Source organism: Mycobacterium parmense (assembly GCF_010730575.1).
Lineage (GTDB): Bacteria > Actinomycetota > Actinomycetes > Mycobacteriales > Mycobacteriaceae > Mycobacterium > Mycobacterium parmense.
Map to the genome: position 1 here is coordinate 2,971,496 of NZ_AP022614.1, position 13,443 is coordinate 2,984,938.

A 13,443-nucleotide genomic window follows, 5' to 3' on the forward strand; every position below is an offset into this window, starting at 1 on the left:
CACGGTGAGCGCTCACACGGCCGGAACCAGTTGTTAGGAGATCAACACAACGATGCGGCGCACCGTCGTGGATGATGGAGACGTGGCAGACATCAAGCGGGGCCGTGCTGCGCGAAACGCGAAGCTGGCCAGCATTCCCGTCGGCTTCGCCGGCCGGGCGGCGCTCGGCTTCGGGAAACGCCTGACCGGCAAATCCAAGGACGAAGTCCAAGCCGAAATGCTGGAGAAGGCCGCCAACCAGCTGTTCACCGTCCTCGGTGAACTCAAGGGCGGGGCGATGAAGGTCGGCCAGGCCCTGTCGGTGATGGAAGCCGCGATCCCCGACGAGTTCGGCGAGCCCTACCGCGAGGCGCTGACCAAGCTGCAGAAGGACGCCCCGCCGCTGCCCGCGGCCAAGGTGCACCGGGTGCTGGACGCGCAGCTGGGCACCAAATGGCGCGACCGGTTCAGCTCGTTCGACGACACGCCGGTGGCCTCGGCCAGCATCGGCCAGGTGCACAAGGCGGTGTGGTCCGACGGCCGCGACGTCGCCGTCAAGATCCAGTACCCGGGCGCCGACGAGGCGCTGCGCGCCGACCTCAAGACCATGCAGCGGATGGTCGGCGTCCTCAAGCAGCTCTCCCCCGGCGCCGACGTCCAGGGCGTCGTCGACGAGCTGATCCAGCGCACCGAGATGGAACTGGACTACCGGCTCGAGGCCGACAACCAGCGCGCGTTCGCGAAGGCCTACCACGACCATCCGCACTTCGCGGTGCCGCGCGTCGTGGCGAGCTCACCGAAGGTGGTGATCCAGGAGTGGATCCAGGGCGTGCCGATGGCGGAGATCATCCGCGACGGCAGCCCCGAGGAGCGCGACCTGATCGGTACCCGGCTGACCGAGCTCACCTTCGACGCGCCGCGCCGGCTCGGGATGATGCACGGCGACGCCCACCCCGGGAACTTCATGCTGCTGCCCGACGGCCGGATGGGGGTCATCGACTTCGGTGCCGTGGCCCCGCTGCCCGGGGGCTTACCGATCGAGCTCGGGTTGATCATGCGGGCGGCCCTGCACAAGAACTACGACCTGCTGCTGCCGACCATGGAGAAGGTCGGCTTCATCCAGAAGGGGCAGCAGGTGTCGGTCCGCGACATCGACGAGATGCTGCGCCAGTACGTCGAGCCCATCGAGGTCGACGTCTTCCACTACACCCGCAAGTGGCTGCAGAAGATGACGGTCGGGCAGATCGACCGCTCGGTCTCCCAGATCAAGACGGCCCGGCAGATGGACCTGCCCGTCCAGCTGGCCATTCCGATGCGGGTCATCTCGTCGGTGGCCGCGATCCTCTGCCAGCTCAACGCGCACGTGCCGATCAAGCGGCTGTCCGAAGAGCTGATCCCCGGCTTCGCCGAACCCGACTCCGTCGTCGTCTGATCCCCTGCCGGCGTGTTGGCCGGTGGAGCGGGCCGCCGCCGCGGGTTCAGGCCGCGACTTGCGCCTTGCGGGGGCGTCCGCGCGGGCGTTTGTAGTCCAGGATCGAGCCGCGGTCGAAGATCTCGCCGCCCCACACACCCCAGGGTTCGGCGCGTTCGACAGCGGCCGCCAGGCACTGGCGCCGGATCGGGCAGCCGGCGCACAGCGCCTTGGCGTGTTCGAGATCGGCAGGGGCCTCGGCGAACCAGAGATCAGGGTCGCCGACGTGACACGGCAGTGCTGCTCTGAAGACCTGTCTGGGGATTTCCGACATGTCCTGGATACCTGCTTCCTGGTCGGGTGGTTCTCCGTTTGCGGTGATCCGGGCCAGGTGGACTGTCGGGAAAAACGAGGGCCACGGATCCTTGACTCGGGTCCGTGGCCATCTGGGTGAATACCGGGCTATGCGCTCAGGTATGGCTCCGATCCACGGACGCGGTCGCGGCGGCGGCGCGGTGCTTGACCGCGGCCGCCGGTGCGGCGGCGGCATGGGAGATGCGCGCGGCCGGCGCCGCAGACAACTTCAACGCGTCGTTGATCATCGCGGCCACCTCCCTTTCACGCCCTCAGACTGCGGTTTCGAGGGTAGACGGTCGGCGCCGGTCCCCACAACCGAATTTCTGACCTGCGCGTTCGCCCTTCAGCGTGCGCGGACCAAGGCCAGCACGTCGGCGCCGTACTGTTCGAGCTTGCGCGCGCCGATGCCCGGGATGGCGATCAGCGCCTCCTCGTCGCCGGGCCGCAGTTCGGCGATCGCGATCAGCGTGTTGTCGGTGAAGACGACGTAGGCGGGCACCTTCTGCTCCTTGGCGACGTCCAGTCGCCACGCCTTGAGCCGCCCCAACAGCTCCTCGTCGATGTCGGCGGCGCACGTCTCGCAGCGCCGCAGCATGACGGCCGCGGCGCTGGCCAGGTCCTTGTTGCAGACCCGGCAGCGGGTGGTGCCGCCGCGGTTGCGGCGCGACCGGCTGGGGGCCGGGTCCGCCCGCGTCTGCGGCGCAATGCCGTTGAGGAACCGCGAGGGCTTGCGGCTCTGCCGCCCGCCGGGGCTGCGGGCAAGCGCCCAGCTGAGCGCCAAATGCACCCTGGCCCTTGTGATTCCGACGTACAAGAGCCGACGCTCCTCTTCGACCGGCTCGCTCTCGGCGCCGTGGGACAGCGCGTGCGAGATGGGCAGCGTGCCGTCGGCCAGCCCGACCAGGAAGACCGCGTCCCACTCGAGGCCCTTGGCGGCGTGCAGCGACGCCAGCGTGACGCCCTGCACCACCGGTGGGTGCCGCGCGTCGGCGCGCGACCGCAGTTCGGCGACCAGCCCATCGAGGCCGAGCTGCGGGCGCTGCGCCACCTCGTCGTCCACCAGTTCGGCCAGTGCGGTCAACGCCTCCCAGCGCTCGCGGGCCTTGGTACCGGCCGGCTCCTCGGCCGTCAGTCCCAGCGGTTCCAGGACCGCGCGCACCACCTCCGGCACCGAGCCCTCGGCGTCGCGATCGGCGGCGCGCTGCAGCGCCAGCATTGCCTGCTTGATCTCCTGACGGGTGAAGAATCCCTCGCCGCCGCGGACCTGATAGGCGATGCCCGCCTCGGTCAGCGCCTCCTCGTAGATCTCGGACTGCGCGTTGACCCGGTACAGGACGGCGATCTCGGCGGGCGGGGTGCCCGATTCAATCAGCCCGGCGATCGACTTGGCCACCGCGGCGGCCTCGGCACGCTCGTCGGGGTGCTCGTCGAAGGACGGGGCCGGCCCGGGCGGGCGCTGGCCGACGAGGTGCAGCTTGCTGCCGGCCACCCGGCCCCGCGCCGCGGCGATCACCTGGTTGGCCAGGGAGACGACCTGCGGGGTGGACCGGTAGTCGCGCTCCAGGCGCACCACGGTGGCGTCGGGGAAGCGGCGCGAGAAGTCGAGCAGGAACCGAGGCGAAGCCCCGGTGAACGAATAGATGGTCTGGTTGGCGTCACCGACGACGGTCAGGTCGTCCCGGTCGCCAAGCCACGCCGAGAGCACCCGCTGCTGCAGCGGCGTGACGTCCTGGTACTCGTCGACGACGAAGCAGCGGTAGCGGTCGCGGAACTCCTCGGCCACGGCGGCGTCGTTCTCGATGGCCGCCGCGGTGTGCAGCAGCAGATCGTCGAAGTCGAGCAGCGTGACCGATTGGTCGACGGTCTTGAGGGCCTCATAGGCGGCGTAGACGGCCGCCGTCTTGGCGGCGTCCAACGGGGCGTCCCGACCCGCGGCGGCCACGGCGGCCGGATACTGCTCGGGGCCGATGAGCGACGCCTTGGCCCACTCGATCTCACCGGCCAGGTCGCGCACGTCGTCGGTGCCGGCGTTGACCCTCGAGCGGTTGGCCGCGCGGGCCACGATCGCGAACTTGCTGTCGAGCAGCTGCCAACCCGTGTCACCGACCACGCGCGGCCAGAAGTACCGCAGCTGGCGGTGCGCGGCCGCGTGAAACGTCAACGCCTGTACCGCGCCCACGCCCGCCGCAGAGTTCGCCGCCCCGTCGAGCGCCCGCAGCCGCGAACGCATCTCCCCCGCCGCGCGCTGGGTGAACGTGACCGCCAGCACCTGCGCGGGAGCGACGTGACCGCCCGCCACGAGATGGGCGATACGGTGCGTTATGGTGCGGGTCTTGCCCGTGCCGGCGCCCGCGAGGACACACACCGGGCCACGCGGAGCCAGCACGGCATCGCGCTGCTCGTCGTCCAGCCCCGCGGTCAAGGCATCGGCGACCATCGGCATGGCCCCCATCTTGTCAGTGATGGCCGACAGCCCGCGCGCAGCGCCACGCCGCCGCACACCCCCCGAGCGCGGAATGCATCGACACCCGGCTACGTTTGAGGGCTTATGACCAACTCTGCGATCACCGTCTACACGACGTCGTGGTGCGGCTACTGCCACCGGCTCATGACCGTGCTCAAGTCCAGCGGAATCCCCTACGAGGCGGTCGACATCGAACACGACCCCGCGGCGGCCAAGTTCGTCGGTTCGGTCAACGGCGGCAACATGACGGTGCCGACCGTGAAGTTCGCCGACGGGACGACGATGACCAACCCGAGCGCGGCACAGGTCAAGGCGAAGCTGGCCGAAGTCAGCGGCTGACGGCGCGGGGGCGGCCGCCGGCCGCTGCCGGGCCCGCATTATGGGCCGGCGGCGGGATCAGTCGCTTTCGGCCCACGATTCGATTATCACACGGGCGATCGAAATCGACCCGGGCAGAAGCAGTTTCGAGTCCGAGGCGGTGGCCCAGTCACCCGCGGCGAGCGCGGCGCGCACCTCGTCGCGGGTGAACCACGCCGCCTCGGCAATCTCTCCGTCGTTGAACGCGAAATCTTCGGCCGGGTCGGCGACGGCATGGAAGCCGACCATCAGCGAACGCGGAAACGGCCACGGCTGGCTGCCCAGATAGCGCACGTCGCGGACCGTCAGGCCGATCTCCTCGCGAATCTCCCGGGCCACACACACCTCGAAAGACTCCCCGGCTTCGACAAATCCGGCCAGCAGCGAGAACATCCGCTCGGGCCACACAGCCTGGCGCGCCAGAACGGCGCGGTCGGCGCCGTCGTGCACCAGGCAGATCACCGCGGGATCGATGCGCGGGAACTCCTCGTGCCCGGTGACCGGGTTGACGCGCGACCAGCCCGCCCGCGCGGGACGCGTCGGCGAGCCGTCCACCGAGCTGTACCTGGCCTTGTCATGCCAATTGAGCAGCGCGACGGCCGACGACACCAACTGGCTGCTGGTGTCGTCGAGGTCCGAGGCGAGGCCGCGCAGGTTCACCACCTCGGCGTGCACGCCGGCGTCCTCGGGCGCTTCCAGCGGTCCCCGGATGGCCCACACGTGCCGGCCGCTGTCCAGCCGGCCCAGAAACACCGCCTCCGGCGGAGGCTTGTCCGCCAGCGTCGCCGCGGCACCGAGCACCACCCGCGAGTCGGCGACGAGCACCTGGTTGCGCGAATCCACTCGCAGCAGCGCCGCATCCGGCCAGCCCGCGGCCGCCGCGTCGACGTCCGTGCGTAGCTGATCGGCGCGGTCGGCGCCGACGCGCGACAGCAGCGGAACCTCCCGCAACCGCAAATCCGCGAAGGCCACTAGATTCCCGATCCGCGGCGACCCGCCGCGCCCGGCTGCGCCGCGCTCGCGATCGCCACTCGCCCCACCCGCGGCGACCCGCCGCGCCCGGCTGCGCCGCGCTCGCGATCGCCACTCGCCCCACCCCGCGACGACCCGCCGCGCCCGGCTGCGCCGCGCTCGCGATCGCCACTCGCCCCACCCCGCGGCGACCCGCCGCGCCCGGCTGCGCCGCGCTCGCGATCGCCACTAGTGCCCCGCGTTCCGGATGTACAACAGCCGGTCGGTCGCCTCGATGGCGTCCACCTCGGGCGCACCGATGCGCAGCAGGTGACCGTCGCGCACCACACCGAGCACGATGTCGCGAAGGTGCCGCGGCGATCCCCCGACCTCGGTCTGCTCGACCTCACGTTCAGCGATTGCCAGCCCCATGTCCGGTGTGAGCAGGTCCTCGATCATCTCCACGACGCTGGGCGTCGTCGTGGCCAGCCCGAGCAGCCGGCCGGCGGTCTCCGAGGAGACCACCACCGAGTCCGCTCCCGACTGCTGCAGCAGGTGCTGGTTCTCGGCCTCCCGGATCGAGGCGACGATCTTGGCCGTGGGCGCGAGTTCGCGCGCCGTCAGCGTGACCAGCACGGCGGTGTCGTCGCGGCTGGTGGCCACGATGATCGAGACCGCGTGCTGCGCCCCGGCCAGCCTCAGCACGTCGGCCTTGGTGGCGTCGCCGTGCACCGTGACCAGGCCCGCGGTCGCCGCGTGCTCGAGCGCCGTCCTGTCGGTGTCGACGACGACGATTTCGCCTTGCGAGGCCTCGTCACCCACGATCGCGGCCACCGCCGTCTTCCCCTTGGTCCCGTAGCCGATGACGATGGTGTGGTTGCGCACTCTGCTCCTCCAACGCTGGATCTTCCACGCCTGCCGGGACCGCTCGGAGAGGACCTCGAGCGTCGTGCCGACCAACACGGCCAGGAAGGCGATCCGCAGCGGCGTGAAGATCAGGGTGTGGGTCAGGCGCGCGGTCTCCGTGTATGGGGTGATGTCGCCGTAGCCCGTCGTCGACAGGGACACCGCCGCGAAGTAGACGGTGTCCAGGAACGTCAGCCGCTCGCCGCGCACATCGCGGTAGCCGCTGCGGTCCAGGTAGACGATGAGGGCGGCCGCGAACAGGACCACCAGCGCGATCGCCACCCGTCGCGCGATGACGCGGAACGGGCTGCCGTGCTCCTCGGGGATTCGCAGCACGCCGACCAGTTGATGACCCGGTTGGGCCGCCAGCGTCTCGTCGAGACCGCTCAGCCTGCGCGACCTACCGTTGCCCACGGCGGCCCGTCATCGGCTTGACCACAGCGCACGAGACACGCACGACTCTTATGTAACCACGATCACCGAATCCCCAATACTCGGGCAGCAGAGCTCACAGGTCTGCGCTCGGGGCGCCGGACGACGAGGCCAGCAACCCCGCCAGTTCACCCGGACCGGGCAGATCGCCGGGCGAGATCGTGGCGCCCGCCCGCACGTAGTAGAACGCGGTGCGCACCTTCGATTCCGGGACCCCCGACAACGCGGCCCACGCCAGCCGGTAGACGGCGAGCTGGACGGCGGCCTGCCGCACGGCCTCCGGCCCGTGCGGCGGCTCACCCGTCTTCCAGTCGACCACGGTGGCGCCGCCGTCGGGGTCGGCGAACACCGCGTCGATGCGGCCGCGCACCACGGTGTCGCCGATCGGCATCTCGAACGGCACCTCGACCGCCACGGGGCTGCGGGCGGCCCACGACGATCCGGCGAACGCCGCTTGCAGCGTCGCCAGCTCGCGGCCGTCGCCGACATCGGCGTCGGCGGCACCCGGCAGATCACCGAGGTCGAACAGCCACTTTGCGCCGTAGAACTGCTGGACCCAGGTGTGAAAAGCGTTGCCCAGCAATGCATGCGGATCGGGACGCGCCGGCAGCCGATGTATCAGGCGCTGAGCCGCGCCCGCGGGGTCGCGCGCAAGATCCACCAGCGCGCTGACCGACACCTGGCCGGGCAGCGCGCGGCCGGCGCCCGCGCCCGAGTTCGCGCGCTCCGCCAGCAACGCGTCGACGTCGGCGCCCCAGCCGTCGACGTCGACGCCGGCCTGCGCGGGATCGGCGGTCATCGCCCGGGCCACCAGCTGCGCCCCGCGTTCGACGTCGCCGCGCCGTGCCGCCAACGGGTCGACGGGCCAAACCGCCTCGACGACGTCGTCGCGCAACGGGTTTCGCTCGCCGTCGGCCGGCGGGGGCGCCCAGTGGTCGACCTCGCCGCAGGGATCACCGGCGGCGGCCGACCGGTCGATGATGTCCTTGAGCTCGGAAAGGAACTCCGACGGGCCCCGCGGCTTCATGCCGGTGGCGCCCCAGTGGTGGCCGGACACCAGCAGGGTGTCCTCGGCGCGCGTGATGGCCACGTACAAAAGCCGGCGCTCCTCGTCCACCCGCCGCTGCTCGAGTTGGTCGCGATGGGCAGAGATGGCGTCAGACAACTGCTTTCGGTTCGTGACGTCCGCGGTGTCGAGCACCGGGATGCCCAGTACGCCCGCGGCGGCGCGGTCGCCGCGCAGCAGCGGTGGCAGTTGGGCGGCGTCGGTCAGCCACGTGCTTCGCGACGCGGTCGACGGGAAGATGCCACCCGAGAGATGTGCCACCGCCACCACCTGCCACTCCAATCCCTTCGCGGCGTGCACGGTCAGCACCTGCACCCGGTCCCGCGACGCCGTCACCGAGGCGGGCGCCAGACCGTTCTCGACATCGTCGGCCACGTCGAGGAAGGCCAGCAGGCCCGCCACCGATGCCGCCGACCCCGTCGCCGGCGCATCCGTCGCGCCGCAGCGTTCGGCGTAGCCCGCGACCACGTCCGCGAAGGCGTCGAGGTGTTCGGTGCCCGCCCATGCCTCGCCCCCGGCGATCTGGGACGCCATGGCCGCGGCGCGCACTTCGCAGTCGACGCCGAGCACGCGGCGCACCTCGGCGACCAGATCGGGCAACGGGTGACCCAGGTGGTCGCGCAGCATGCTCAGCTCGGCGGCGAGCGCGCCGATGCGCCGATAACCCTCGGGGGAATAGGGGCCGGGCGGTCCCGGGTCGCTGATGGCGTCGGCCAGGCCGGCGGCGTCGACGTCCGGTCCGGCCGCGCGGGCGATCGATTCGGGCGACGGCGCCTCACCCGACGGCGCGCCCAGTCCCGCGCCGAGGGTCAGGGCGCGCTGCCACAACGCAGCAAGGTCTCGCCCGCCGAGCCGCCAGCGCGGGCCGGTGAGCACGCGCAGCGCGGCCGCCCCCGCGGCCGGGTCGGCGACCAGTCGCAGCATGGCCACCACGTCAGCGACCTCGGGGATCGACAACAGCCCGGCCAGCCCCACGACCTCGACCGGGATGCCGCGGGCGCGCAGGGCCTCTGCGACGGGCGCGGCATCGGCGTTGCGGCGCACCAACACCGCGGCGGTCGGCGGCTCGACGCCGTCGGCCCGGGCCCGCTGATACTGCCGGTGAACCTGGTCGGCGATCCACTCGCGTTCGGTGCGCACGTCGGCGAGCAGAGCGCACCGCACGGTGCCCGGCGGAGCGCCCGGACGTGGCCGCAGCGCATGCACGGCGACCGATCGTCGGCGCGCCTCCGCCGATATCGCGTTGGCCACGTGCAGGGTGCGCGGGGGGTTGCGCCAACTGGTCCGCAGCTCCAGCGCCGGCGCGGGGGTGCCGTCGGAGCGGGGGAAGTCGGTGGTGAACCGCGGCAGGTTGGTCGCCGAGGCCCCGCGCCAGCCGTAGATCGACTGAATCGGGTCGCCGACCGCGGTCAGGGCCAACCCGTCGTCGACCCCGCCCCCGAACAGCGCCGACAACGCCACCCGCTGGGCGTACCCGGTGTCCTGGTACTCGTCGAGCAACACCACCCGGTAGCGGCCGCGCACCTCCTCGCCCACCTCCGGGAAATCGGCGGCCAACCGGGCCGCCGAAGCCATCTGCATGCCGAAGTCCATCACCTTCGCGGCGCGCATGCGCTCCTGCAGCGCGTCGAGCAGCGGCACCAGCTGCGCACGCTGCGTCTGGGTGTCCAGCAGCCGCAGCAGCCACTGGCTGGGGCCGCGGTCGCGTTGGCAGGGACCGGCCGGCAGCGTGTGGATCAACCGCTCCAGCTCCACGTGCGTGTCGCGAAGCTGGCGCGTGTCCACCAGATGCTCGGTCAGCTGCCCCCACAGTCGCAGCACCATCGAGGTGACCGCGGCCGGGGTCTTGTCGGTGCGCAGCTCACCGCGGTAGGCGCTGACCACGTCGAGAGCGAGCTGCCACAACTCGGTTTCGCCGAGCAGGCGGGTGTCGGGTTCGACGGGCAACAGCAGCCCGTAGTCGCGCAGCAGCGAGCCGGCGAACGCATGGTAGGTGCTGACCGCCGGGGCGCCGGCCGATTCGAAATCCGTCGCGGCGCGACGGTCCAGGTTCAGGCCGCTCAACCGGGCCAGGCGGGACCGCACCCGGCGCAACAGCTGCCCGGCGGCCTTGCGGGTGAAGGTCAATCCCAGCACCTGGCCTGGATCGGCGTAGCCGTTGGCGACCAGCCACACCACCCGGGCGGCCATCGTCTCCGTCTTGCCGGCGCCCGCCCCGGCGATCACGACGAGAGGACCGGGCGGTGCGGCGATGACCGCGGCCTGCTCGGCGGTGGGCGGGAACAGGCCCAGCGCGCCCGCCAGGTCGGCCGGGCTGTGGGTGGGTGCGAAACTCACTGCGGTTCCGTCCCGTTGGTATGGGCCGGGCAGCATGACCGTATCGGGCAGTGCGCGCAACCGTCGTTGCGCCGCGCGACGAACTGCGGCCCCGCGGTCGCCGCGGCGGCCGCCCGGACCGCGTCGCGCCATTCGTCCCGTGCCGCGGGTGTCAGCGGATCCTGTTCGCGTTCGGTGGCCCCCGCCGACCCGGCCTTGCCGACGTAGACCAGCCGCGCCCCGCCGGGCTCCCGGCCGTCGGCGACCATCCCCTCGGCCACCGCCAGCTGGTACATCGCGAGCTGGGCGTGCTGCTGCGCGTCGTCCTTGGTGACCGGTGTCCTGCCGGTCTTGACGTCGACGATCACCAGGCGGCCCGCCGCATCGCGTTCCAGCCGGTCGACGCGGCCCCGCAGCCGGATCTGCCCGCCGTCTTCTCCCGCCGCACCCAGGCTCCCGTCGATCTCGACCTCGACTCCCACCTGGGTCAACTCACCCCGCGTGCGCGTCCGCCAGTGTGCGAAGGCCTCGATCATCGCGCGGTGACGGGCCAGCTCGTTGGCCGAATGCCACTGCGCGTCGAACGGCAGATGCTTCCAGGCCCGGTCGAGCCCGGCGAGCAGCTGCGCCTCGGTCTTGTCCGGTTCGGCGATCAGCGCGTGCACCACCGAGCCGATGGTGGACCGCAGGTCGCGCGGGTTCGTTGCGCCGTGACGTTCGGCCAGCCAGCGCAACGGGCAGTCGGTCAGAGTCTGCAGGGTAGAAGGGGTGAGCGTGACGACGTCCTCGCGGCCGCGCAGCGGTTCGCTGGTGCTCACCGGCGTCAGGCCGTGCCAGCCGGCCGGGTCGGCGCCCGGCACGCCGGCTGTGGCCAGCCGGGCCAATTGTGTTGCCGCGCACTGCCGGGTGACGTCGTCGACGCTCCCGTCGGGAGCGCACACGACGCCGCGCAGCCGCCCCACCAGCGCCGCCGACGACAACACCCGCGGCGCCGCGACCGGCTGCACGAAGGCCGGCTCGCCGTCACCGCCGGCCCACCGCGCGATCTCGGAGAAGAACGCCGACGGCAGCGCGCCCTCCTGGTCGGCCCCGCCGTCGTCGCTGTCGACGGCCGTCACCAGCAACCGGCGCCGCGCCCGGCCCATCGCCGCCACCAGAAGCCTGCGCTCCTCGGCCAGCAGTGGCGCGCGCACCGAGGCGTCGGGTGTCACCCCGTCCAGCACGTCGAGCAGCCGCTGCGTGGCCAACACGCCGCCGCGCGGAACCGTGTTGGGCCACAAACCTTCCTGCAGGCCGGCGATGACGACGAAGTCCCATTCGTGTCCCAGCGCGGCGTGCGCGCTGAGCACCCTGACCTCCTCGCCCGCCGGCCCCGTCTCGGTGGGGGCGCCCGGCAGCCGCAGGGCGGCGACGTGCTCGACGAGGCCGCGCAGCGACGCCCCCGCGGTGCGGGACACATAGTCGTCGGCGATGTCGAACAATGCGGTCACCGCGGCGAGGTTCCGGGTGGCCTGGGCGCCGACCGGGCCACCGCGCTCACTCGCCGCCAGCCAGCGCCGCTGCAGGCCGCAGCGGTGCCAAGCCGCCCAGAGCGTGTGGCGCGGGTCGCCGCCGTGGGGCGGTGTCTGCGGCCCCCCACGATGGCAGCGCGCGGCCGCGTCGAGAACGGCGCGCACCCGGTGCACGGCGCGAAACTGCGGTCCCCGTGCCGGCGCGTCGCCGCGCAGCGCGTCGACCAGCAGGCCGCCGAGGTCGCCCGGCGGCTGTGCGGGGTTGGCGCGCAGCAGCGCCCTGCGTAACTGCCGCAACGAGATCGGGTCGACGCGGCCGATGGGCCCGGTCAGCAGGGCCATCGCCTGGTCGCCGTCGAGCCCGTCGGCGGTGGCCGCCAGCACCATGAGCAACGCCCGTGCCGCGGGCTCCTCCCACAGCGATCCGCTGACTCGTGGGCAGGCCACCGGGACCCCGGCGGCGGACAGGGCCCGCGGCAACCGCGCACCGGCCCGCGGCACCGACCGGACAATGACCGCCATCTGCGACCACGGCACGCCGTCGACCAGGTGTGCGCGCCGCAGCGCGTCGGCGATCAGCGCCGCCTCGGCGTGCTCCGACGCGGCGAGGCGAACCGTGACGGACCCGTCCTCGGCCCCGGCGCCGTCGATGCGCCTGCCGGTGCCGCTGCCCGGCAACCGACCTGCGACGCCGCTGACCACCCGCGCCACCGCCGGCGCACAGCGCCGCGATACCGTCAATACCACTGTGCCAGAATCGCTTTCACCAAAGCCATCACCCAGCAGTCCGGCGGGTTCCCCACCCCGGAAGCCGAACACCGCCTGGTTGGGGTCGCCGGCGATCAACGCCAGCTCCGCGCCCGCTGCCAGCACCCGCACCAGGCGGGCCGCCTGCGGGTCGAGCTGCTGGGCATCGTCGACCAGCAAGACGCGGATCCGGGCGCGTTCGGCCGCCAGCAACTCCGGGTCCATCGCGAACGCCTCGAGTGCGGCGCCCACCAGCTCGGCGGCACCCAACGCGGGGGTGGTCGCCTGCGGCGACGCCGTCCCGACCGCCGAGCGCAGCAGCATCACCTGCTCGTACTGACGCGCGAACCGGCCCGCGGCCGTCCAATCCGGGCGGCGGCACCGACGCCCGAGCCGTTCCAGCCGCTGAGGGTCGACGCCGCGTTCAGAGCAGCGGGCCAACAGGTTTCGCAGTTCGGCGGCGAAGCCCGCGGTGCCCAGGGCCGGCCGCAGCTGAGCCGGCCACCCGCTGGCCGCGCGGGGGCCGTCCTCGAGATCGCCGGCGAGCAATTCACGGATGATGGCGTCCTGTTCGGCGCTGGTGACCAGCCGCGGGGGCGCGTCACCGGCCCGTTCGGCCGCGCGGCGCAGCACCGCGTAGGCGTAGCTGTGCACCGTGCGCACCAGCGGCTCGCGAACGGCGGCACGGCACGGGCCGTCCGGGCGCGAGCCGAGCAGCTTCGCCGTCAGCGCGCCGCGCTCGCGGATCCCCAGCCGGCCCGAACCCGTGAGCAGCAGAACCGATCCCGGGTCCACACCGGCGTCGATCTGGGCGACTGCGGCCTCGACGAGCAGGCTGCTCTTGCCCGTTCCGGGGCCGCCGAGGACGCGCACCAGCCCGCGGAACCCCGGCGCCAGGACCGCACGCGCCTCGGCATCCCAGGTGTATGACATGGCTGCATGAAAG

At 72.4% G+C, this 13,443-nt stretch carries 9 protein-coding genes; 2 read left to right on the forward strand and 7 right to left on the reverse strand.

Features of this window, described 5'->3' with window-relative positions; translation table 11 throughout:
* Window positions 1-67 precede the first annotated feature (67 nt).
* A complete protein-coding gene (locus G6N48_RS13580; RefSeq protein WP_085268032.1) occupies window positions 68-1,411 on the forward strand; it encodes a macrolide-binding ATPase MABP-1 in 1,344 nt (447 codons plus the stop codon).
* Between the two features lie 46 nt (window positions 1,412-1,457).
* Here G6N48_RS13580 and G6N48_RS13585 read toward each other — a convergent pair whose 3' ends face one another.
* The 3 genes from G6N48_RS13585 to G6N48_RS13590 all read right to left on the reverse strand — a co-directional run bounded on the left by G6N48_RS13585 (window position 1,458) and on the right by G6N48_RS13590 (window position 4,190).
* Complete coding sequence (locus tag G6N48_RS13585; protein ID WP_085267700.1) at window positions 1,458-1,724, reverse strand: WhiB family transcriptional regulator; 267 nt, start codon at window positions 1,722-1,724, stop codon at window positions 1,458-1,460.
* A gap of 136 nt (window positions 1,725-1,860) precedes the next feature.
* Complete coding sequence (locus tag G6N48_RS28665) at window positions 1,861-1,992, reverse strand: hypothetical protein (protein ID WP_264049898.1); 132 nt, start codon at window positions 1,990-1,992, stop codon at window positions 1,861-1,863.
* Between the two features lie 98 nt (window positions 1,993-2,090).
* Entirely contained in the window at window positions 2,091-4,190 is a 2,100-nt protein-coding gene (locus G6N48_RS13590) for an ATP-dependent DNA helicase UvrD2 (protein ID WP_163670832.1), read from the reverse strand.
* A 105-nt stretch (window positions 4,191-4,295) separates the two neighbouring features.
* Between G6N48_RS13590 and G6N48_RS13595 the strand changes: the two genes are divergently transcribed.
* Window positions 4,296-4,550 (forward strand): mycoredoxin, encoded by a 255-nt coding sequence (locus G6N48_RS13595; protein WP_085267699.1) that lies wholly within the window; start codon window positions 4,296-4,298, stop codon window positions 4,548-4,550.
* 57 nt (window positions 4,551-4,607) lie between these two features.
* On the opposite strand, the gene nudC is transcribed toward G6N48_RS13595, so the two are convergent.
* From nudC to G6N48_RS13615, 4 genes are all read right to left on the reverse strand, one after another.
* Window positions 4,608-5,540, reverse strand: coding sequence for an NAD(+) diphosphatase (gene nudC / locus G6N48_RS13600; RefSeq protein ID WP_085267698.1), 933 nt, complete (start codon window positions 5,538-5,540; stop codon window positions 4,608-4,610).
* 228 nt (window positions 5,541-5,768) lie between these two features.
* Window positions 5,769-6,839 (reverse strand): potassium channel family protein, encoded by a 1,071-nt coding sequence (locus G6N48_RS13605; protein ID WP_085267697.1) that lies wholly within the window; start codon window positions 6,837-6,839, stop codon window positions 5,769-5,771.
* A gap of 94 nt (window positions 6,840-6,933) precedes the next feature.
* Window positions 6,934-10,296, reverse strand: coding sequence for an ATP-dependent helicase (locus G6N48_RS13610; RefSeq protein ID WP_139825621.1), 3,363 nt, complete (start codon window positions 10,294-10,296; stop codon window positions 6,934-6,936).
* Window positions 10,257-13,430, reverse strand: a complete 3,174-nt coding sequence (locus tag G6N48_RS13615) for an ATP-dependent helicase (protein ID WP_085267695.1) — start codon at window positions 13,428-13,430, stop codon at window positions 10,257-10,259. The genes G6N48_RS13610 and G6N48_RS13615 overlap by 40 nt, the downstream gene beginning before the upstream one ends.
* Window positions 13,431-13,443 lie beyond the last annotated feature (13 nt).